This window comes from Prevotella sp. E13-27, assembly GCF_023217965.1.
Classification (GTDB): domain Bacteria; phylum Bacteroidota; class Bacteroidia; order Bacteroidales; family Bacteroidaceae; genus Prevotella.
Genome location: NZ_JALPSC010000002.1, coordinates 256791 through 279611 on the forward strand (window position 1 = coordinate 256791; position 22821 = coordinate 279611).

Sequence of the window (22821 nt, forward strand, 5' to 3'; positions counted from 1 at the left end):
GTCTTAATACTTAGGTTTTTGTTGTTGTTTGTTAATGGTTTTTATAGTAAGTTAGATAGTAGCCCAGCTTGTAGAGTTTGAAGATGCTGAGGTTAGGGTGCTTTCCGCACAGGTTGCGTCGCTCAAGAGAGCCGAACGCCCAGTGCCATAGCTTAATGGCCCAACATGTTGCTCCGCTGTGAAGACCTTCGATGAAGGTCAGCAATCGCGAGTAGCCACGTAGCTCCTTACGGAAGGTGTATAACGTGCGCAGCCCTTCCTCGGTCTTGCTTACGAAGTGGGCGTTGTCCTCAAAGTCATAAAAGCCTGTGGGGTTATCCAAATGGATGATAGTTATACCCGCCTTGTGCAGTTGCTTGCCCCAAAGAACATCCTCGTAGCCATAATGGCGGAAACGCTCGTCTAATGGGTGAGACAACATGATGTCGCGGCGAATCATGAAGTTGCTGGTGTGGAAATTCTGGAATGGCCGTTTTCTGCGCTCCTCTGCCCGATGCATGGGCTCGCAGGTCTTCTCGTAGATGAAACGCAGGCAAGATGCCTCGCCAGGTCCGACACAGTAACCACCATAGGCCACTTCTTTTATGTCTGCATCCAGATAACTCTTGATGAAACAATTGCTTACTATCGTCATGTCTCCATCAAGAAACAATGCCCATTCATATTTCGATTCGCGACAGAGGAAATTTCTTATGGCGGCACGTCCTACGTTCTGTTCTCGACGGATGAACCGCACATTGGGGAGAGTGGATATCTGTGAATTGGTGATAATGTATGATTCGTCAGACCCATCGTCGGCCACGATAATCTCATATTTGAGTCCGTCAATAGCCTCAGCCTGACACGACAATGCTTTTACCATTTCGCGACAGTCATCATTGTAGATGGGGATCAATATCGACAGTTCATGTTTCATTTCGAGTCCAAAATTACACAAAAAAAACTAAAAACGCGGGTGCGGATGCAATTTTTTCATTTTTCACTTTTCACTTTTCACTTTTTTTCGTAATTTTGCACCCGCTTTCACGAGATGAGAGCATGAAATTAAAGTTTTAATAATAAAAATCAAAATTTAAACATGGCAACAAAAATCAGATTGCAGCGCGGTGGTCGTAAGGGCTATGCTTTCTATAGCATCGTAATCGCTGACGCTCGTGCACCACGTGATGGTCGTTTCACTGAGAAGATTGGTACTTACAACCCTAACACCAATCCCGCCACGGTAGACTTGAATTTCGACCGTGCATTGTACTGGATTGAGACAGGTGCTCAGCCCACAGACACAGTGCGTAACATTCTTAGCCGCGAGGGCGTTATGCTGATGAAGCACCTCCGTGGTGGCGTTAAGAAGGGCGCATTCGACGAGGCTACTGCTCAGAAGAAGTTCGATGCATGGAAGGCTGACAAGCAGAAGGGTCTTGAGAAGATTGCTGCTGAAGAGGCAAAGGCAAAGAAGGACGCTGCTGCTAAGGCTCTCGATGAGGAGAAGAAGGTAAATGAGGCTATTGCTAAGAAGGTAGCTGACAAAAAGGCTGCTGCCGCTGCCGAGGCTGCAGAAGCTGCTGCCGCTGAGGAGGCTCCCGCAGAGGAGACAGCTGCTGAGGCACCAGCTGAAGCATAAGCTTGGCTTTCGACTTACAAGTAAACTATTTTGTTTGAGGTTTGAAACGTTAGGTTCTTTAGAGCCTGTGGTTTCAAACCTCAAATTTATTTTTGTCTGCTTATTATCGGATAGATAAAAATGCTTCCTATTTCAGACGAGAATAGAACTTCATGTATTGCATAGCGACGTTCTGGTAGTCGTGATGACGGCTTACATAGGAAATGCTCTGATGTTTCAGGTCGTCGATAATCTCTGGGTGGAGTATAAGTTTTTCAAGTTCCTCATAAACACTTTCGTAGGTGGGCTGAACATTGATGATAGGGTGTAGCGTCTTTTCTCCTATTATTTCGTAGTTCTCTGGTTCGCCACCACCCACGCAGACTATGCCTTTCGACATGGCCAGAAGTGTGTTCATGGAAGGTGTATAGCTGTATAGCTGGTCAAGAAGGATGTCAGCATCGTTGATCATCTGCTCGTATTCTGAGAACGGTACTCCTTCAGCCTTCATCAGTTCTATCTTGTCGGGATATTTCTCCTGTAGCGCCTCTGCTGCACGAAGCATGATGTCGGTACCTTTATACTGGCTGCGTCCCTTGCTTATGCCGATGAAGACCTTCAGTGGAGTGCGATGGGGGGTGATGGTGGTCATGTCGCCTGCTGGCAGACTGTCAATAGGCAGGGGAATGTATGACGTCTTTTCAGCGAAGTTGTTGTGATAGCACACATAGTATTCGTAGAGTCCGGCAACAATGCCGTCGCAGTCGTTGGCAATATACTGGTTTAGATGCTGCTTGTCAGTTCCAATCCAGTCTTCGCGTTCTTTTAGTGCGCACTCGTCTTCACGAAGTTCATCGCCAATATTGAAATCGCTGTAGCGCAGGGGCTTGTTTGTGACACATTCGTTGACCCAGTAGTAGTCCATGCCCATGGCGCATAGCACAACATGCTTGTTGTGACGGCGCAGATATCTGTAGATGGGGAACAGGCGTTTGGCGCGAAGTTCAAGGAAAAGAGGGTTGATAATCTGAACGATGTCGAAGCCACGCCAGAATGGCAACTGACAGTAAACTCTTGACAGCAGCGAAGCACCACCTAGCGGTCCAGGAGTTCGTGAGAGGTCTATGTCGCGTGGATAGTCCTTCCAGAAGTCACCGTTGGAAGCTACGGTTACCTTTTGTCCGAAGCGTCTCAGACCATTGGCAAGAGTGTTGTGAACATTGCTGTATTCTCCAAGGAGTAGTATCTTCATTGTAGCTTACGTGTTTTTGTTGTCACTTCTTTTTCATTAGAGGTATGGCTCGCATAAGCATTGATAGTCCCATGTCGCTGTTCATCAAGCGGCGAAGCCATATATACTTCTTTGTGTAGTCGCGCTTGGGCAGGGGATAGAGTCCCGCCTTGCTGAGTACAGCCAGTTGACGGTCCAGGTAGTGGCGGCTGTGAGTAAGGTGTATGACGTTATAGATATAATCCATGGTGAGCTGATGGACTCTGCGTATGAGTGCCTTGCTTGACTCAGTAGGCATCGAGTCTGCCATAACGTTTAGCCGTAGGATTATCTCTTTCGCATCATTCAGGCGCTTTATAATGTGACGCACATTTTTAGATGTCATGATAGAGTTCTCACGAGTCCTGTAGTAGTAGGCTGTAGCGTTGGTGCTGATAATGACATCTGCCCGCAGGAACAGCAGTGGGGTGAACTCCTCGTCTTCATGGTAGATGCCTGGAGTGAATCGAAGCTCGCTGAGCGTCTTCCTTCTGAACAGGTATCCACATGCTGAACCTCGTAGATTGTTTGTTCTCATGAATGTGGGGCCGCTCATCTGGTCACTATCCTCAAAAACCGATGACTGTTCTTCTACTTTGTCTGAGAGTTGGAAGAAGACGATATCCGGTTGTTTATAGCGTACAAGGTCAAGGCAATGCTCATAGCCCTTGCGTATGAGGCTGTCATCGGCATCGATAAACTGAAGGTAAGTGCCTGTGCTTATCTGTATGCCAGTGTTGCGCGCCTTGCTCAGACCACCGTTGGCCTGACGTATATATATAATGTCGTCTATATACTGTTCAAGTCCTGCTAAGGGCGATTTCTGAGAACCGTCGTCAACAAGTATTATTTCACGCTCGTCGGCTCTTAGCGAGAGCGAAAGAATGCTTTCTATGCATCTGCACAGAAGATCCACAGGCAAATCGTAGTAGGTTATTATGAAGCTTACGATTGGCTGTTTATCGTTTTTTGATGACTTGAAACTATTTTGCATAATCTGTTTATTCCTAATATGCGGAGTGCTATTGCTTTAAGACGCTGGTTGATGGTTAGGTTGGGAGCAAGAGGGTTTGCCTTTACATAAGGTAATGTGGGCATTTCTCCTGTTTGCTTGCATACGTCTATCTGGATATTCAACACGTGGAGGTAGTAACGGGTGTCGTTGAGTAGAGTGGAATCTTTCATTATTGACAGATGACTGTCAAGCAGCATCTTCAGCTCCTTGCCCGTTGCCATCGCCGTTATGCCCTTCGGGTTTGAACTATAGTGGTATATTCCTTCCGTAGTCGTGGCAATGAGTTTTGTCTTACGCAATAAAAGAGGGTAGGTGGCAGCATCTTCAAACACCCGGCCCTCAGGAAATCTAATGTCTTTGAAGAGCTCACGGCGATAAATCTTGTTCCATGCGTAGGTGTGCTCATAGGCCTTACACGATAGCCAGTAGTCGTTAGTGTTGCTGAACAGTCGGCTTCCGAAACTCATTACTCGCTGTTTCTTACTTCCATAGTGCCAATATACTGGATATTCAAGTATGTCGATGTCGGGACGTACTGAGAGTTTGTGCATCAGTTGTTTGTATGTTTCGAAGCCAACGAAGTCGTCGGAATCGACAAAAGTTATGTATTCGCCTTTAGCGACATCTATTCCAGCATTTCTTGCATCGCTCAGCCCTCCGTTTGGCTTGTGTATCACTTTTATGCGGCTATCGCGTTTTGCCCAATCGTCACACATCTGCGGACACTTGTCGGGTGAGCCGTCGTCAACAAGAATGATGTCCAAGTCGGCATAGGTCTGACTGACTATGCTTTTTAGACATTTGTCGAGCGTTTGCTCAACCTTATATACTGGTATGACGACGCTTAATATCATGACTTTCTGTTTGTGAAACGGCTTACTAATGAGTGGAAGTCTATTCGTTTATTAAGTTCAATAAAGCAGAGCGTGAAGCATGTTATGCTTGAAAGTGCCATTATTGAGTATCGCATGTATGAAGACTCTATGAATGTTGCAATAAAGCAGATACATGTCAGCGACAGCATGATGATAAGTATGCGTAAGGATAATGAAGACAGGGTAAAGTTATAGCGTAGCCTTACAAGACTGAGGCTCACCACTACGTCAATTATCGATGATGTCAATACACCATAGCCCAGTCCTTTGAGACCATAGACGTAATAGAATGCTGCTATAACACTGAATGTCTTTATGTTGCTCCAAACGGTTTCAACCCAGAAAATGAATTGCTTGTCTCCCTTGGCATAGGCAATATAGTCCATGGGGAAGCATAGGGCTTTGAGAAGCCCTGAAAGTCCCATGAAATAGATGATGCTTCTTATGGGTTGGAACTCTTCAGTCAGGAGGATGGTTATCAGTAACGGGGCCGTTAGTATGGTCAAGATGACGAGGGGAGCCGTTATGAGCAAGACAATCTCTATCTGTTGGTTGACGAGCTGATGAGCTTCTTCTTCTTTCGATTGTATGAGGGCTGCCAGGCGTGGGTAATAATCGGTTGCCATTGCCGTGAATATCATGTTTATGTATTGCATGGCAACGAAATTAGCTGCCTGATACAAGCCTACGTCTGACACGGAGCCCGTGTTGCTTATGAATGCCATCAGCGCATAGGTTGTTATGGCACCTACTATTGTGCTGATGGTCATGACAACGCCAAGTCGCAGTATGCCCTGACCTTCATGCCAGATAGTGCGGAGTGGGAGGCTCCTTCTTTCTGCACTTCCATTATGTTCGTGGAAAGAATATTTGCGTATGACTATCCAATAAATGATGCCAGAAACAATCATTGCAGGCACTATGCCGTCATTACCCCAAAAATAATATATTGGAACACTGATGAGAAGTCCGCAAAGAGGTGGCACTATGGAGCATAGGGCTAACTTTCTGTAGCGCCGCAGTCCTTGCATGACAGCCATCTCGCCTGCTCCCATGATGTTGAAGAAAATATAAATGCTAAGCAGCAGGAAGAATGCTACATACTCGTAGGAACCAAATGAGAACTGAGACATCAGCGGAGATATGGCGAGCGTGAACAATAGTGCTGCACATGAAGCCATGAGCACCAAAGCGCGTACGATGCGTATGGTAGTAGAAAGAGCCTGTGCCTTAACAGCTTTTTCTTCAGCAGATGCCTCTTCTTGTTCACTATCGGCTTTTGATATGAAGCGAACTGCCGACACGTTTATTCCGAGAAGTGCGAACTGCTGAATGGTGTTGGCGGCATTCTGAAGCAGCGACATGATACCCATACCAGCAGAGTGAAGAATGACTGCCACTAGCTTGCCTCGTAAAATGTTCATGAGCACATTGACAAATTGAGCACTTCCAAGGACGGCTGTGCTTGATACTATTTTGCGGTAGCTATTTGTTGATGGCTCAATGTTCTTCATGAATGCTGTTACGGATGAAAGATTGTTAGGACATCCTTAGGATTTGTCTGACTTGCCGATGTTCATGAACGACAGTTTCGACGCTTGTTCAAATATGAAGTCTGCCATGATTTCGTTGCTTTGTGATGTGCCGTTTATTTGCTCAAACAGTCGGCAAAGTCCTAACTTCCCGCCTCCGTTTTTCAGAATATGTACGATACAGAGATTCTGAAGCGCTATACTGCTTGAAAGAATGTCTATGTCTGTAGAGCCTAACTGATAGAGTGCCAGCTGGTATGCGTCGTTCTCGTTATCGTTAATCATGTTCTCTACATCCCTGAGCGTTTTCATTCCAAGTGACTTAAGTACTGGGAGATAATGAATGAGGCTTGTGGCATGAATCTCGGCAGCTGTAATGGCGGCAATCTTCTTGTTTAGCTTGTCAAATGGGGCCAGTTCTAAGTAGGTCTTGAATGTCTCACCGTCAAGAAGCACATCTTCAAGTTTTCCACTTTTGACAAGCTTAGTGGCGTGACGGCGATAGTCGGCTATAGCAGTTCTGATGCGGCTGAACTCATTGTCAGCCAACTCAAGCACTCCTGCCAAACGGCTGAGGTTGCGGTGGTACTCGTCGGGTATCTCAATGTCCGTCTTGTAGCCGATGTCATGCTGAATGGCAGACCATACATGCTGAAGGGCAGTACGTATCTGCAGCTCAAAGTAGATGTTGTTAATCTCTGGGAATTTCTGATTGTAGAAACTGGTATGTGGAATCTTGCAAACGTAATGAAGCGAATTGTATCCGAAACTATTCACTTCGTGGCTCTTGCGTTTGTCAACAGAGTTTGCCCAGTCGATATCAAAAATCTTTTCTGCAATGGATGCTATGCGGTCAACATCTTCATTGTAGAAAGCTATTACACGTACCCCTAAAATGTCGGTAATGTCGTAAATAGAATGGTATTTGTCACCTTTCCTCTCTAATTTACCTATTAACGACTGTTCTTTTTTGATACGTGATTCTATGGCATTAACCTCAATAGAACTTGATTTGATGTGCTCCCTCAGCATGTCGTTTACGGCATATTCTAGCCTTTCATAGGCCGGCATCAGCTTATGGTATTCGTCAAGGAGCAATGAATTCATGGCGTTTATGAGTTTGTTATTTCAAAAAGATTAAAGAAGCCTGTCATCATGAAGACCTTCTTTATCTCGTCGTTGATGTTTGAAATAATGACCTTTCCGCCTTTCGATGCAGCCTCTTTTCTGAGAGTGAGGAACAGACGCAGACCGCTTGAACTGATATAATCAAGATTCTTGCAGTTCAGGGTAATGGTTTTGTCGGCATTCTCCAAAAGAGGGATAATCTCTTGCTGAGCTTTTATTGCTGCAGGGGTGTCAAGGCGTCCTTCGATTGTAGCAACCATTCCGTCGTTTTGCTCAGTAATGGTTATTTTCATAGAGTTCTTTTCCATATGATGCTTATTTAGGTTGTTTTTTATCAACTGCAAAGATAATAAGTTTTTCTTAAACGAAGAAAAATGGTTGAAAAAGAAATCGTATTATGAAGAAAAAAGCGTAATTTTGCAGTCAAATAATAACAAAACGATGAAGATATTTGTTGTAGGTACTGAAAATTATAATAGTTCAGTGGGTTCTGAGAAAGCGGGGCAAGTGACTCCGATAATCTATACTAAGGCTGATTCGGCATTGTTGAAAGACCGCAAACCGTTTTTCATTCCCGACGATATGGGACGTATTGGCTATACAGGTGAACTTGTTGTTCGTATTTGCCGGCTCGGCAAGGAGGTTCCTGAACGTTTTGCTCATCGCTATTATGACGCGTTTACTGTTGGGCTTAACTTCAAGGCATCTGACATGTTGCGTGATTGTTCTGCTAATGGCATGCCCTGGACTGTAGCAACAGGCTTTGATGGTAGTGCAATAATAGGTGATTGGATGCCTGTAGAAAATCTTTACGGTAACGTGGAGTTTGGTCTTGATAGCAATGGCTCTACTCTATATACAGCAAATGCTTCCAATATGATTATAGGTATTGACCGCCTAATAAGCTATATCTCCCACTATTTTACTCTTAAAACAGGAGACCTCCTCTTTACTGGTGCTGTCAGTAAAGAGGAGGAACCTCACGTTAATGACTTTTTGGAAGGATACATTAATGGTGTGAAAGTCTTGGAATGCCGTTGTAAGTAACTACTTTTTTAGCCAGCGGTCAAGCCAATTGAAGTATGTTCGCTGCCAAAGTATTCCGTTCTGTGGCTTAAGTACCCAGTGGTTCTCGTCAGGGAAAATAAGTAACTGTGCCTCAATGCCTCTCATACGTGCAGCATTGAAGGCCGACATGCCTTGAGTTGCATTTATGCGATAGTCCTTCTCGCCGTGTATACAGAGTATAGGCGTGTCCCATTTGTCAACAAAGCGGTGTGGTGAGTTTGCGTATGTCTTCTTCGCACGCTCCGTTTGGTCTTTGTTCCAATATGCATCGTCATATTCCCAGTTTGAGAACCAGTTCTCTTCTGTCTCAGTGTACATCGCCTCTAGGTTAAAGGCACCATCGTGTGCAATGAAGCATTTGAAACGCTTGTCGTGATGGCCTGCAAGATAATATACTGAGAAGCCTCCAAATGATGCGCCAACGGCTCCCATGTGTTCTTTGTCAACATATGGCAAGTTCGTTGCAGCATCGTCAATAGCTGACAGATAGTCCTTCATGCACTGTCCCGTCCAGTCGCCGCTAATCTCTTCAAGCCATTCCTGACCGAAACCAGGCAGACCACGACGGTTAGGTGCTACGATAACGTACCCCTGAGATGCCATGATGAAGAAGTTCCAACGATAGCTCCAGAACTGAGAGACTGGGCTTTGTGGACCGCCTTCGCAGAAGAGCAGGGTGGGGTACTTCTTTGTCTTGTCGAAGTTTGGTGGCAGGATTATCCATGTGAGCATTTCTTTACCGTCGGTTGTCTTGACCCAGCGCTGTTCAACAGATGGTTTTGCCAATTGGTCGAGAATGTCCTTGTTCTCATTGGTAATCTGCTCAACTTTGGTGTTTGCGATGCTGTCGCCAGGTGTGACGACGTACAGGTCGGCTGGTGCCAGATAGCTGTGACGCTCTGCAAGAATCTTATTGTCATCCAACATCTGTAGTGCGCCGAAGTCTGCCCAGTCGTTAGTCAGCTGTACCACTTCACCTGTCAGATTTGTACGATAAAGATTCTCTGTGGCATGCCAAACACCGATAAAATATATTGATCTCGAATCAGGTGTCCAACAGAAATCATCGACATTTGAATCGAATGACTCAGTTAGGAATGATTTCTCGCCTGTCTGCAAGTCGTAGCAGCACAGACGCTGACGATCTGCCTCATAGCCATCGCGTTTCATGGAGAGCCAAGCAACGTAGCGACCATCGGGAGAGAACTTCGGGTTAAGGTCGTAGCCCACAAAGTACTCCTTGAGGTTCACGTTGACAAATTGGTTCTTGAGTGATTTTGTGGGATCCATCATGTTGTCGCACTCGTAGGGAACGGTTCCATCCGACACCACGCCCCACTCGCAGCCTTTGCAGAGGTTCTTGGTCTTATTCATGTCACCACTCTCAACGTCATAGAGGAAGATGTCTGAGTCGGTCGAGATGCTGTAGGACAATCCTGTCTTGCAGCGGCAGGTGAAGGCAATGCTCTTTGAATCTGGGCTCCAAGCCAGCTGCTCCATGCCGCCAAAAGGTTCCATTGGACATTCGTATGGCTCTCCCTCAAGGATGTCCTTGCCTTCGGGGGCGATGACGAAATCATCGTCCACAGAGAAAACGAAGGGATGCTGTATGCTCTCCACGTAGTGATCCCAATGGCGATACATGAGGTCTGTTACTAATCGTCCGGTTGCCTTAGGAAGATCATCGGGATTCTTCAGTATGATTTCGTTGAAGTCAATGCTCTGAAGTATGATGACTTTCTTGTGGTCTGGCGAGAACATGAAGCCTTCCACTTTGCCTTCTGTATTTGAAAGCTGCTTGCGACTACTACCATCGAGGTTCATCTTCCATATCTCGCCCCCTTTGACAAATGCAATCGTATTGTCGTCAAGCCATTGCGCATCGGTCTCGTTGCTAGCTTCTGTTGTAAGCTCCTTTATTTCTGAACCATCAGAATTCATTGATCTGAGAACTTGGTGACTCTTGTTCTCTTTTACGCTGTAATAGCCCACCTGATAGACGATGTGTTTCCCGTCAGGAGAAACGCTATGACCGCCAATGCGAGCCATAGCCCAAAGAGCTTCGGGTGTCATTTGGTCTGATTCCAACTGAACGGTCTGCTTTTCAATTATCACTTGATCAGTATCTTTCTGTGTGCTGCAGGCTGTCATCATTAATGCTGCTGCGGCTATTGTCATTGCTTTGTTCATGTCTAATAGGCTTGTTTATTTCTTCTTTACGGGATCACAGGTCAGTCCGCATCCCAATTTATTGAATATCTTGCGGTCTACTTCAGACAGCATAACGGTAGAGTGCACCTGACAACCCTTGAGTTTCGGCAACTGCTCCAGCGCACGTCGACAGAGTTCGTCATCTTTTGACAGCACGCTGAGAGCCACCAGCACCTCATCGGTATGTAGTCGGGGGTTCTTGCCGCCCAAGTACTCAATTTTGGTCTTTTGTACAGGCTCTATGAGGCTCTGCGGAATCAGTTTGGTCTGATGGCCTATGCCTGCCAGATGCTTAGTAGCGTTAAGCAACAGAGCTGCCGAGCATCCCAATAAAGGTGACGACTTGGCAGTGATGATGGTGCCATCTTCCATTTCCATTGCGGCCGAGGTTTGCTCGGTGAGTTCCTGTTTGGCTTGAGCTGCAACGGTGACGCGGCGATAGGCCGTGGAGATCTTGGCCTGGTTAAACAGCATGAGAATCTTGTTTACCTCGCGCTCGTTGTCTACGCCTTCCGCCATCTTGTTCGTTGCTGAATAGTAGCGACGGATTATCTCGTCGCGGCTTGCCTGACAGCATACCTCGTCGTCGCTGATGCAGAAGCCTACCATGTTGACGCCCATGTCAGTGGGACTCTTATATGGATTCTCACCATATATGCCCTCGAAGAGAGCGTTGAGCACAGGGAATATCTCGATGTCGCGGTTGTAGTTTACTGCAATCTTATCATATGCTTCCAGATGGAATGGGTCAATCATGTTCACATCGTTAAGATCGGCAGTAGCAGCCTCATAAGCGATGTTCACAGGATGTTTCAGAGGCAGGTTCCATACAGGGAATGTCTCAAACTTTGCATATCCGGCTCTAACACCACGCTTGTTCTCGTTGTAGAGCTGAGAGAGACATACTGCCATCTTGCCACTTCCTGGACCAGGAGCTGTGACAATTACCAACTCACGTGAAGTCTCAACATAGTCGTTCTTGCCAAAGCCTTCGTCTGAAGCGATCAACTCCACGTTGTGTGGGTAACCGTCAATTAAATAATGTACATATGATTTGATTCCCATTCGTTCCAGTCGATGGCGGAATTGGTCGGCAGCCTTCTGGCCATTGTAGTGGGTTATCACTACTGAACCGACCATGAATTCACGGCTCATGAACTCATCGCGCAGACGAAGAACATCTTCGTCATATGTGATGCCAAGGTCGGCACGAACTTTGTTCTTCTCGATATCCTCCGCACTAACAACGATGACAATCTCCATCTGTTCGCGTAACTGTGCAAACATACGTAGCTTTGAATCAGGCTTGAAGCCTGGCAATACTCTTGATGCATGGTGGTCATCGAAAAGCTTTCCGCCAAGTTCAAGATACAATTTTCCGTTGAACTTAGCAATACGCTCCTTAATGTGCTCTGACTGAATCTTCAAATACTTCTCGTTATCAAAACCAATTTTCATCTTTAAAACTTTTTCTCTTTTTACCAATCAGAGCGCAAAATTACGAAGAAATGACGAAACTACAAAGGAAAAACAGTCAAAATTTGGATGTATAAGATGTATAAATAATAATGTATATCTTTGTCGCCATGAATAGCATTAAGTTTCAAAATGGTTGTGTTTTTTTTATACTGATAGTAGGATGTTTTCATATTTTTTTAGACTAGCAACATTTGTAATCTAAAGAAAAGGTGCATTTTTTGATTCTTGAAGTTGAAATTTGTTAGAAAATTTGGCTGTTTCGTAACAAATGGATACCTTTGCAGTCTGAAAACTATTAATTAGCTCTCTTGACGTGCTTTCGTGCAAGGCATGTTCGGACTCACAAGACGACGGCTCTCGTGTAGGGCTGGCAGGGTGTCGAAGAGAAATGTTAAACCCTTTTTAAACAATCGCTTTATGGCAGAAATGAATTTTGGCGGTGTTATGGAAACCGTCGTAACGAGTAAGGAATTTTCACTTGAGAAGGCACGTGAAGTATTGAAGAACGAGACTATCGCAGTCATCGGTTATGGTATTCAGGGACCTGGACAGGCTTGTAACCTGCGTGACAATGGCTTCAACGTGATAGTAGGCCAGCGTGAAGGAAAGACCTACGACAAGGCTGTGGCTGATGGCTGGGTGCCAGGCAAGACTCTCTTCTCTATTGAGGAGGCTGCACAGAAAGGTACCATCCTCTGCATGCTGCTGTCAGATGCTGGTCAGATTCAGGTATGGCCAACAATTAAGAAACATCTCACTCCTGGCAAGACTTTATACTATTCTCATGGTTTTGCAATCAACTGGAGCGACCGTACTGGTGTAGTTCCTCCAAAGGATGTTGACGTAATTCTTGTGGCTCCTAAGGGTTCAGGCACATCTCTTCGCACAATGTTCTGTGAGGGACGCGGATTGAACTGTTCTTATGCTGTTTATCAGGATGCTTCTGGTAAGGCAGAGGAGAAGACCATCGCCTTCGGCATTGGTATTGGTGCAGGATATCTTTTCAAGACAACATTTGAGCGCGAGGCAACTTCTGACCTTACAGGTGAGCGTGGTTCGCTGATGGGTGCTATTCAGGGCTTGTTGCTGGCTCAGTATGAGGTACTTCGTGAGCACGGACACTCTCCTTCGGAGGCTTTCAACGAGACTGTAGAGGAACTGACTCAGAGCCTAGGTCCGCTCTTTGGTGCGAAGGGTATGGACTGGATGTATGCAAACTGCTCTACTACAGCCCAGCGCGGTGCTCTTGATTGGGCTCCACGTTTCCACGATGCCATCAAGCCTGTTATGGAATGGCTCTACTATTCTGTGCTGACAGGTAATGAGGCTCAGATTTCTATTGATGCAAACTCTAAGCCTGACTACCGTGCTGGTCTTGAGAAGGAACTCGAGGCTATGCGTAATCAGGAGATGTGGCAGGCAGGTGCTGTCGTTCGCAAGTTGCGTCCTGAGAACAACGAGCTGTAAAAGCTCATAAGAAGATTATAGACGTTTATATATCATAGGTTGTCTAAGTTGTCTGCGTTGTCTTAATAACATATAATCATGCTTGATTAAAGGACACGACAAACAACTTAGACAATTTTTTTATCCCCTCTTTTCTTTTATTATTCCGTGGCGGTAGGCGTAGAGTAGCTGTTTCAAGTCGTTTATCTGACTGCGTAGTTCGGCACCCTTGTCTGTGTCTGCCACGAGCATTCGGTGAGCTGACATTTCCACAATCTGTGTGGTAGATTTAATGTCGGTGCCTCGGCTTATAGCATCCTCAGTACATGTAAACGGCTCGTGCTGAACGAGTTGGAAACCGCGGCTGTGATATACGAGTGTATAGCCGGCGATACCTGTCTCTGAGTGATAGGCTTCAGAGAATCCTCCGTCGATGACCATTAGGCGTCCGCCTGCCTTGATGGGGTTCTCGCCCTTTAGGACATGGACGGGCACGTGGCCATTAATGATATGGCGATTAGCACCTTCAATGCCGAAGGCATCGAGTATTCGGTCGCACACTTCCTCAGAGTTACGAAGCTGGAAATAATATCCTTTCTCCTCTTTGAAGATTGTTTTGTCCTTTAAGAAATAACGCTCAAACGTTGCCATCTTTGACTTGTCGAAGAGAGGCGAGTCTTTGCCACACCACAGATAGAGGAAGTAGTCCTTGGCATACTGCTTTAAGTCGGCAGGCGTGTCGTTCTGAAATGCTGCACGTACTAGTTGACCAATATATTCCATGAGGTTCTTGCCTGAACGCTTCTCACCTAATATCTCTACCTCCTTCAATGTTCCGTCGGCATTGAGAGGAATGGAAGCATGGAAGAGAAGGTTCTTATTACAGATGTTGTACATACATCCGTGGCTTAGGATGGTTCGTATGTGTTTACGCAGCTTCTCACTGATGCGGAACGAGTGGTGCAGACGTTCTACAAGTATACGTTCCTCTTTGGTGAGCTGCGAAGGATGGTTCGGATCTATCGTGGGGAATGAGCATGATAGCATGGGGTAGGCAACACCTTCGATGGTGCACGTCTTCGCGTCAAAGTCTATGTTCTCCAGCAGACAACGGTCTTCCATTTGCCATTCTGGATGGCGGTGGAAGATTTCAGCCTCGAGCTTGAATTGTATGACAGAGATGGCTTTGTGCATCTTACCCGTAAGCATCTGTGTCTTCTCGTCCATAGTGGCGCCTTTAAGTAGCTTAGGCATGAACTCTGTGCAGGGATCATCGCCATAGGTGTCGAGGGCGAATGTAGCCAATGGCACGAGGTTAATGCCGTAGCCCTCTTCCAGTGTTGCAAGGTTGGCATAGCGAAGTGATAGGCGCAACACGTTGGCTATGCATGCGTCGTTGCCGGCAGCGGCGCCCATCCATAGCATGTCGTGATTTCCCCATTGTATATCCCATGAGTGATATTGGCGTAGCGTGTCCATGATGATATGTGCACCTGGGCCACGGTCATAGATATCGCCAAGGATGTGAAGTTGGTCTATGGCGAGACGGTGGATGACATTACAGATAGCAATAATGAAATCATCGGCACGTCCTGTGCTGATAATGGTGTCAACAATCACAGCCACATAAGCAGCCTTGTCCTGATCATCTGTACGTTCGTGCAGTAGCTCCTCGATGATGTAGCTGAATTCTTCCGGCAGCGATTTGCGCACCTTCGAACGGGTGTATTTCGATGATACTTCACGGCACACCTTTACAAGCTGGTGTATGGTGATGTGGTACCAGTCGTCGATGTCTCGTTCTACAGCTTTAATCAGCTCCAGTTTCTGTTCAGGGTAGTATATTAGTGTGCATAGCTCTTTCTTCTCCGACTCGCGTATGCTATTGCCGAAGATCTCAGACACTTTGCGCTTGATGTTGCCTGAAGCGTTTTTCAGTATATGGATGAATGCCTCGTGCTCACCGTGTATGTCGGCAAGAAAATGCTCAGTTCCTTTCGGAAGGTTCAGAATGGCTTCCAAGTTTATTATCTCTCCTGCTGCATCGGCAATGGTCGGAAAGGTGTTTGAAAGCAGATTTAGGTAGCGTTCGTCTATTGTGTTCATTTCTTTCAATGAAATAAAGGTAATTATTAGTGTTGTTATACTTTCAATTGATGTTTGCTGTTAAATTTTCAGATGTTCTTCTATCTGAGAGCGCAGGCGGCGTGTGGTTGCATCTTCTGAAGGCTCACAGGGCATGAATCCCTCGTCAAAAGCAGTTTGTTCGGTGAGTATTGTCAGTAGCGATGCAAAGAAATCATTAAGTTTAGCTGCTGCTAACTGCTGCATAAGATACTCGTCGTCAACGTCGTTTCTGCGCAGAGCTATGTCAAGTTCAACTAATGGCAACAGCGAGAGATGCTGTTCTTCAGATAGTTCTCTGATGCTTGCCACGATGTCAATGACAGACTGTCCTGACAGAGATAATGGCTTTTCGTAGTCATCGGGTAGATAGCCTCTCGGGGTGTTGAGAGATAATGCGTTTGTGACGTCAGCAATCTCGTTAAGGGCTTTTTCAGCAGCATCCTTCAACGAGAATCTCATGGAGTGTATGCCCTTCTCAACATAGTGGAATACACCCTCGTAAATGGAATAAATCTTCAGCAGATGCCAGTCAACGTTATCTGCGTTGCTGATAGGTGTTGCCCAGCGCTCGTCTTCTGTTATACCCACCTTCAAAAGTTTGTGAAGCGCCTCTTTTGTCGCATCGTTCATGAGCTCAAGAGGGTTTGACTCCATCACGCACTGATATATTCGCTTATAGCTTGCGCGAAGATTCTCCTCGGAAGTAGTGCGGGTGACGAGAGGGTTGCTCACAATCTCAATACGCTTGTTTACTCCCATAGCCTTCAGCTCGTCGGCTTCCATAGTGCTGCGTGCCACGAGCGCATAGGCATGGGCAAGAACTTCTTTGGCCATGTGGGTATGAGCAACTGACGATGTAGCATCAAGGCGTCCGTGAGTTGTTATGATAGTGCGTATGCCTTGTCGCTGAGACTTTGACGTAAGTTTAACAAGCTCAGCGCTGTCGCATCCGTGCAGATGGACAATGTCTGGACGGCTTTTTTTGCACCGGCTTATGAACACATCGACATTATTAGTGATGAATGGCTCTTCATAGCTGGCAAACATCATGCTTACATACTGCATGAGCTCAAAGTCTGTAGAAGGACAAAGGTGTATGATGTTCATTGCTGTTGTTTCTTCTTCTTTAGTAAAAGATCTTTGATATGATAGAAGTCTCTTTTTACGATGATGCCTATACCCTGAGTGTTTAGTGCTGAACGTGTGAAGTATCTGTCGTTGGTCTGATTGTACACTTTTAGTGCAAGGTTGCCATTTGGTTGAAGCAGATAACGCAGGTCGAAGTCTCCAATGAACGATGGCGTAGCTTGTGTGGCATTGTCACGGTAGCCAAACTGTCCGTTGATGAGCAGACGGTTGTTGAGCATGCGTCCGCTTACAATTCCCTCGTATTCTGCATTATGCCAACCCTCGTTTCCTGTTGAGATGTTTGCACCAAAGTTCCAGTTGTCATCTTTTATCACCTGTGATATGACCTCATTTATCTGTGTTGACAGAGTTCCAGAGAGGAACGACTGCATGGCAAGCTCCGTCTGACCGTATTCTTCGGTAGCCGATGCGTTGTTTATCCCCTGAGTGTAGAAACGTCCTATGCCGAGAAGATATAGCACCTGCTGGTTCATTTCCTGCTCGTTGGTTATGACAGAGCGTATCATCTGTTTCTCCTCGCTGTTCACGGTAGGCATGTCGAGATCGAATTCCACTCGTGGCGAACCTGCCTGACCATAGATGTTCATAAGACAGTTCACACGGATGGTGTTGCTAGAGAATGAATTTCCTATGTTTAGATCGGATAGCGATACGCCATTGACCGTATACGTGGCTTGCAACTGTAGATTTGCATCCATTGGGTTACCACCGAATATTATTGTACCTCCTTCGTTGAAGAGAAAGTTCTTTTTTATGATGTTTTGAATGGTAATTCCATAGGTTCCGTGGTCAACAGTGTATGTGCCAAAGAGGTGGAAAGCACCGTGGTTGTGATAAGTGGCATGAAGCGAACCATTGCCGTAGAGGTTTATATAATCGTTGGTCTTCTCGTCCATCAACAGGCGCATGCTGGCTTCAGGAGTGACATTGATGATGAAGTTCATGAATATGTTAGTGGAAATGTCTTTCCCCGCTTCATTACTGTTGTCTTTGTTACTTCCGCTTGTTGATCCATCCGCAGATTGTTCTTTGTCCTTCCATGTGATGAATTCCTGTTTGCTCACATTGCCTGTAGAGGCTGCATTGTAGTAGAAAGTGGTGCCACGCAATGGGGTAGCGTTGCTATTAATGACAATCTCGGTCGGACGACCATGAATGTCGGCTGTACCTGAGGCATAGACAGTACCACAGAATATCTCGTCACCATAGTCCTTAAAGTCATAGACGAGTAACTTGTCAGTAGCAAAGTCAATGTCGAATGTTAGTGACGACAGGTGGTCGTGATGTATGCCTCCACTGGCAGTACCCTTGTTTCCGTAGCAGTCGGCGAAGGTGGCATTCTCTATCAGAATGTCGTTGGGCACGAGTTTCACTATGTCGTGATTCAGTGTGTATGTCGTTCCTAATGGAATAACTTTCGCCTGAGCATCTACTGCAAGAGTACCCAGCAGATCCATCTCGCCGAGAGGACCTACAAGCCTCACGTTTCCGTAGGCATGGCCTGTGACACCGCTGAGGAAACTCTTGGTGTATTTCTGCAGGAAATCAATATATGTACCCTGTCCCTCGATGTTCAGGGAAATGTCTTCTCTGATAGGTGAAACGTAGCCATTGATGATTGTTTTTACGTCTGGACCATCTTCTGCTACGGCATCAATGTCTATCTGCTCGTCAATTTGGTTCCATAAAGCTTTGGCATGCAGCGTGCCCATGCGGCCCTTCTCAAAGAGAAAGTCTTCAACTGTTATATCTGCCCATCCTACAGGGGTGTCAAACACGCTCGTGATATAAGCCTTGCCAGTTGCCTTTCCGTCGAAGTCTACAGGATGGAAGTTTACGAGGTCAAGGACGTATCTTACGTCCACTCCCATAAGGTCAACAGTCAGCGTATCGTTAATAGAATTAGAGACAGTACCATTGATGGTGAGGTGTTGCAGGGCATGTTCTACGGAGAAATGTTCAATTACGATGTTTTTATCACTGTAGAAAATGTCCGACGGTACAATATTCCATGTGGCACCACCGATTGTTGTGTGTGAAGGCTCGAAATGAACATGTGCTTCAGCCTTTCCTTCGTCGTCGGTGTAGAGTTGCGCTATAGCATTAAGTCGTCCTCTCAATGCTTCTGTCTCGTCAGCGTGGTTATCCCATGTGAAGCATGTCTGTAGCTGATTGTCGTAGGCGTTGACCATTGCAGCTATGTCCATGTTGGTGCCATCGTCCATCGCCTTCACTACACTGATATTGCACTTCACACTATCTTGAGGCGACTGCAAGTTAATGAGAGCATCACTGTAGCTGTTTCCGTTATACACAAAGGCAGCGACGCCTCCTTCGGCTTTCATTTCGTGGTTTATGTCATTGATGCTCGCCTTTACTACGAGAGGCTTGTCGAGTTCAATTGGGATATTGAAAAGGCGCTGAAGCCACTTACTGTCAACAATGTTGAGCGCAATGTCGAAGTCGTTGGTGACATTTCGCGACAATTTTGGCAGCCCTGGAAGGGTAGGGAGCTTGTCGCCAATGGCATTGATGAAGCTCTGTGGCAGCGTGTCCCAGTCAAACTGACCTGTGAGGGCTATGCTGCCCATGTCACCATTGATGTTGAGGAAATGCTTCCCATCTTCAAAGCCTGATTTCAGCTTTACGCTTTCAATACGATAGACATCGGAAGAGTCGGCCATTGCGAAGTCGTATAGGTCTATGCTACCCTGGGCATCGTTAATGTTACTGGCAGATATATCGGTGGCAAAGCGACCACTGAAAACAGCATCGCCCCATTTATTTGAAAGATTCAGCTTTGCAGGAGATATGGTTCCCACGTTGCAAACGAGCTTCATGGTGGTCTGCTTGTTCTTCTGTTTCCATTCTCCATCAGTATCTATCTTAATAAATTCATCGTCAATTTTCAGTTTGCCCATTGCTGTGAAGTTACTATTGTTGCCTCTCAGAATGTCTTCGGCAGTGTAAGAACCGTTTAGCTCTATGTTGTTGTAGCTGAAGCTGTTATAGTCGAATTGATCGATGATTCCACGAGCCTTGAGCATGCGTCGGCTTCCTGATACATCAACAGACATTGCTATCATGCCAAGCTGTTCATTGTCAAATAGTTTCTTAAGGTCTATTCCGCTGGACTTCAGATGTCCCTCGTAGATGTCGTTCTTTGAGATTTGAAAGTTCAGATGCAGAGAGCCTACACCGCTTGTTATGAGACTGTTCGTCTTTACGACAAGTTGCTCGTCGCCAGCGAATGTGCCCATTATTCTTATTCCATCGGTGTTTTTCAGGAATTCTGGTATGTCGCCTATCTCACGTTGTGCTTCTGTTAACGCTCTTGCTGAGATATTGAGGTTTTCCACTTCTGCATTCCATCTGACAGGTTCATTCTGATTTTGACGCTTTAATCCGCTAATCCGTCCATTACCTAGAATAACTACATCTTTATTAGTCGATACAACGTCAAACGTCTCAACTTCTATGTCGTTGAGAGAACCATGTGCTTTTGTCGCTATCTTTAGATTATCGTCATATTTAGCAAGTGCAGGAAGTAGGAACTTCATGTCTTGAAGGGCGATGTCGGCTTGAATGCCTGTCGTCTTGAATGCTATGTCTTCAGTTGCCCTACGCCTTGCAACAATGCTGTCAAACTTCAGCTCGCTTTTCGGCAGTTGCAAACTGAAATCATGAAGGTTGGCCCCCTCGTTACCGTAGTTGAGAAGAAAAGATAGATGTTTGACATTCAGACCACTCTGCTCCATGAATGCTATTCGTTTGACTATGAGGTTTAGAGAGTCTTCGCTGTAGTGCTTAAGCCGCACGTGGGCACTGATGTTGCTGAATTTCATGTGCCGTGTGTCAAGCTTGTTGCTTGTTGGTGCGTCAAGCTGATTGTAGGTTACGCTTGAATGTCTAATGATGAGTGAGTTAACCCTTAGGTCTATAGGAGATTGGTTTGTTGTGTCTTTTGACGCGAGTGAGTCTATGGCAAACTGCGCGTTGAGCGGGGAATCCGCATTCTCGCGATAAAGACTCATTTGCGCACCAAATAGCTGTGCCGAGGCAATGGAGATGCGCCCTTGAACAAGAGCTGACCACTCTATTTTTACAGACAGTCTGCCAATCTTTGCAAGTTCCTTTGACTTCTGGTCGTAGATAAGAACGTCGTCAATGATCAGCCTATTCAGAAAGCCAAGATTAACGCTTCCCACTTCGACCTTGGTACCAAGCTTTTCGCCCAGGACTGATGCAACGCTATCGCCAATCTTTGTCTGAATGAAAGGTATGTGCGTAAGGCATATGACAATGACATATAAAGTCACAAGACTCCATATGACCGTTCCTATGATATGCTTTAATGTCTTCAATATGGCAGATAGACTTTACAAATGTTTTTACATTTGATTCTTTTGTTTTGCAAAAGTACGACAAATTCTCGTGACTGACTTATTTTTCAATCAAAATTTGTGAGGTTTCTATCAAAAATTACTAATTTTGCAGCCGTTATAGTGAGTAATAACGTTTTTTCTAATTTTTATATGGCAAATTTGATTAAGTTGCGTAAAGGCCTGGACATTAATCTTCAGGGATGCGCCTCGGAAACAAAGATCCGATTGAAATCGAACGGCAAGTATGCTTTGATGCCCGATGATTTTGAAGGAATCGTACCGAAGGTCGTAGTCAAGGAGGGTGATCATGTCAAGGCTGGGGATGCGCTTTTTGTCAACAAGCAGTATCCCACGGTTAGTTTTGCTTCGCCTGTCAGTGGAAAGGTCACTTCCGTAGAGCGGGGCGAACGTCGTAAAGTGCTCTGCGTGAGGGTAGATGCCGATGCCCAGCAGGAGTATGTTGATTTTGGTAAGAAAGATGTAACAAAGTTGGATGGCAAAGCTGTCTGTGAAGCACTCTTGGAGGCTGGTATCTTTGGCTACATCAATCAGTTGCCTTATGCCGTATCCACTAATCCGGAGACGATGCCTAAGGCAATTTTCGTATCGGCACTTCGTGACAAACCGCTGGCTTGCAGCTTCGATTATGAAGTGAAGGGGCAGGAAGATGACTTCGCAACAGGACTTATAGCCCTTTCAAAGATTGCTAAGACCTATCTCGGTATAGGCATTCAGCCCGATCTTCAGGCTGAGTTGCAGAAGCGCCAGATTGAAAACTATGTGGAGCTGAATGTGTTTGAAGGAAAGTGTCCTGCAGGCAACGTAGGCGTTCAGGTGAACAATGTAGCCCCTGTGAATAAGGGCGAAGTGGTATGGACGATAGGCGATCCCACAGTGGTGCTTTTCATCGGGCGTCTTTTCAACACCGGCAAAGTGGATTTGAGACGCACCGTCGCCCTCTGCGGAAGTGAAGTGTTAAAGCCCCTGCATGTTGACATGCTGGTGGGTGAGGAGCTTTCCACGCTGCTCAGCAACAGCTATGATGCCAGTCATCACGTGCGTATCATCAATGGTAATGTGCTCACAGGTCGTAAGACTACGAAAGACGGATTCCTTGGAGCTCATTCTTCTGAGATAACCGTCATACCCGAGGGTGACAATGCCGACGAGATGCTTGGATGGATCATGCCTCGCTTCAATCAGTTCTCAGTGAATCGCAGCTATTTCTCCTGGTTGCAGAATTGTTGGTTCTGTGGCAAGAAGAAGGCTTATGTAGCCGATGCCCGTATCAAGGGTGGCGAGCGCCACATGATTATGAGTGGTGAGTATGACAAGGTGCTGCCTATGGATATCTATGGCGAATACCTCATCAAGGCAATCATCACGGGCGATATTGATCGTCAGGAACAGCTTGGCATCTACGAGATTTCTCCTGAAGATTTTGCTTTGGCAGAGTTCGTGGATAGCTCGAAGCTGGAGCTGCAACGTATTGTACGTGAGGGACTTAATATTTTACGCAAAGAAAACGCATAATAG

The 22821-nt window shown here is 45.9% G+C and carries 16 protein-coding genes; 4 read left to right on the forward strand and 12 right to left on the reverse strand.

Annotated elements, in window-relative coordinates; translation table 11 throughout:
* Nucleotides 1–31: 31 nt before the first annotated feature.
* Entirely contained in the window at nt 32–916 is an 885-nt protein-coding gene (locus M1L52_RS10030; protein ID WP_248614860.1) for a glycosyltransferase family 2 protein, read from the reverse strand.
* A gap of 162 nt (nt 917–1078) precedes the next feature.
* Here M1L52_RS10030 and M1L52_RS10035 point away from each other — a divergent pair, with 162 nt between their 5' ends.
* The gene (locus M1L52_RS10035; protein WP_248614861.1) at nt 1079–1621 is read left to right on the forward strand and encodes a 30S ribosomal protein S16; all 543 of its coding nucleotides are present in this window, start codon (nt 1079–1081) and stop codon (nt 1619–1621) included.
* Between the two features lie 127 nt (nt 1622–1748).
* On the opposite strand, the gene M1L52_RS10040 is transcribed toward M1L52_RS10035, so the two are convergent.
* Genes M1L52_RS10040 through M1L52_RS10065 form a run of 6 tightly spaced genes read right to left on the reverse strand, consistent with a single transcriptional unit; the run spans nt 1749 to nt 7728 of the window.
* On the reverse strand, nt 1749–2852 hold the full coding sequence (locus M1L52_RS10040; RefSeq protein WP_248614862.1) for a glycosyltransferase family 1 protein: 1104 nt from the start codon (nt 2850–2852) through the stop codon (nt 1749–1751).
* A 22-nt stretch (nt 2853–2874) separates the two neighbouring features.
* Nucleotides 2875–3864, reverse strand: a complete 990-nt coding sequence (locus tag M1L52_RS10045; protein ID WP_248614863.1) for a glycosyltransferase family 2 protein — start codon at nt 3862–3864, stop codon at nt 2875–2877.
* Nucleotides 3816–4739 carry a glycosyltransferase family 2 protein gene (locus tag M1L52_RS10050; RefSeq protein WP_248614864.1) on the reverse strand — a complete coding sequence of 308 codons (924 nt, stop codon included), beginning with the start codon at nt 4737–4739 and terminating at the stop codon, nt 3816–3818. The genes M1L52_RS10045 and M1L52_RS10050 overlap by 49 nt, the downstream gene beginning before the upstream one ends.
* Complete coding sequence (locus tag M1L52_RS10055; RefSeq protein ID WP_248614865.1) at nt 4736–6274, reverse strand: oligosaccharide flippase family protein; 1539 nt, start codon at nt 6272–6274, stop codon at nt 4736–4738. The genes M1L52_RS10050 and M1L52_RS10055 overlap by 4 nt, the downstream gene beginning before the upstream one ends.
* Nucleotides 6275–6310: 36 nt before the next feature.
* Nucleotides 6311–7399: a GTP pyrophosphokinase family protein gene (locus M1L52_RS10060; protein WP_248614866.1), complete on the reverse strand. Its 1089-nt coding sequence runs from the start codon at nt 7397–7399 to the stop codon at nt 6311–6313.
* A gap of 5 nt (nt 7400–7404) precedes the next feature.
* Nucleotides 7405–7728: an STAS domain-containing protein gene (locus M1L52_RS10065; RefSeq protein WP_248614867.1), complete on the reverse strand. Its 324-nt coding sequence runs from the start codon at nt 7726–7728 to the stop codon at nt 7405–7407.
* 133 nt (nt 7729–7861) lie between these two features.
* Between M1L52_RS10065 and M1L52_RS10070 the strand changes: the two genes are divergently transcribed.
* Nucleotides 7862–8467 carry a fumarylacetoacetate hydrolase family protein gene (locus tag M1L52_RS10070; protein ID WP_248614868.1) on the forward strand — a complete coding sequence of 202 codons (606 nt, stop codon included), beginning with the start codon at nt 7862–7864 and terminating at the stop codon, nt 8465–8467.
* On the opposite strand, the gene M1L52_RS10075 is transcribed toward M1L52_RS10070, so the two are convergent.
* Together M1L52_RS10075 and M1L52_RS10080 are read right to left on the reverse strand one after the other, a co-directional pair.
* On the reverse strand, nt 8468–10678 hold the full coding sequence (locus M1L52_RS10075; RefSeq protein ID WP_248614869.1) for a prolyl oligopeptidase family serine peptidase: 2211 nt from the start codon (nt 10676–10678) through the stop codon (nt 8468–8470). It abuts the gene before it with no gap.
* A gap of 15 nt (nt 10679–10693) precedes the next feature.
* Nucleotides 10694–12157 carry a DUF1846 domain-containing protein gene (locus tag M1L52_RS10080; protein WP_248614870.1) on the reverse strand — a complete coding sequence of 488 codons (1464 nt, stop codon included), beginning with the start codon at nt 12155–12157 and terminating at the stop codon, nt 10694–10696.
* Between the two features lie 438 nt (nt 12158–12595).
* Here M1L52_RS10080 and ilvC point away from each other — a divergent pair, with 438 nt between their 5' ends.
* Complete coding sequence (gene ilvC, locus M1L52_RS10085) at nt 12596–13645, forward strand: ketol-acid reductoisomerase (protein ID WP_248614871.1); 1050 nt, start codon at nt 12596–12598, stop codon at nt 13643–13645.
* A gap of 120 nt (nt 13646–13765) precedes the next feature.
* Here ilvC and M1L52_RS10090 read toward each other — a convergent pair whose 3' ends face one another.
* From M1L52_RS10090 to M1L52_RS10100, 3 genes are read right to left on the reverse strand one after another with little or no spacing between them, the layout of a single operon-like run.
* Nucleotides 13766–15730: a fructose-1,6-bisphosphatase gene (locus M1L52_RS10090; RefSeq protein ID WP_248614872.1), complete on the reverse strand. Its 1965-nt coding sequence runs from the start codon at nt 15728–15730 to the stop codon at nt 13766–13768.
* A 60-nt stretch (nt 15731–15790) separates the two neighbouring features.
* Entirely contained in the window at nt 15791–16858 is a 1068-nt protein-coding gene (locus tag M1L52_RS10095; protein ID WP_248614873.1) for a glycosyltransferase, read from the reverse strand.
* The gene (locus M1L52_RS10100; RefSeq protein ID WP_248614874.1) at nt 16855–21264 is read right to left on the reverse strand and encodes a translocation/assembly module TamB; all 4410 of its coding nucleotides are present in this window, start codon (nt 21262–21264) and stop codon (nt 16855–16857) included. The genes M1L52_RS10095 and M1L52_RS10100 overlap by 4 nt, the downstream gene beginning before the upstream one ends.
* Nucleotides 21265–21435: 171 nt before the next feature.
* Between M1L52_RS10100 and M1L52_RS10105 the strand changes: the two genes are divergently transcribed.
* Complete coding sequence (locus M1L52_RS10105; protein WP_248614875.1) at nt 21436–22818, forward strand: Na(+)-translocating NADH-quinone reductase subunit A; 1383 nt, start codon at nt 21436–21438, stop codon at nt 22816–22818.
* The last annotated feature ends 3 nt before the right edge of the window (nt 22819–22821 follow it).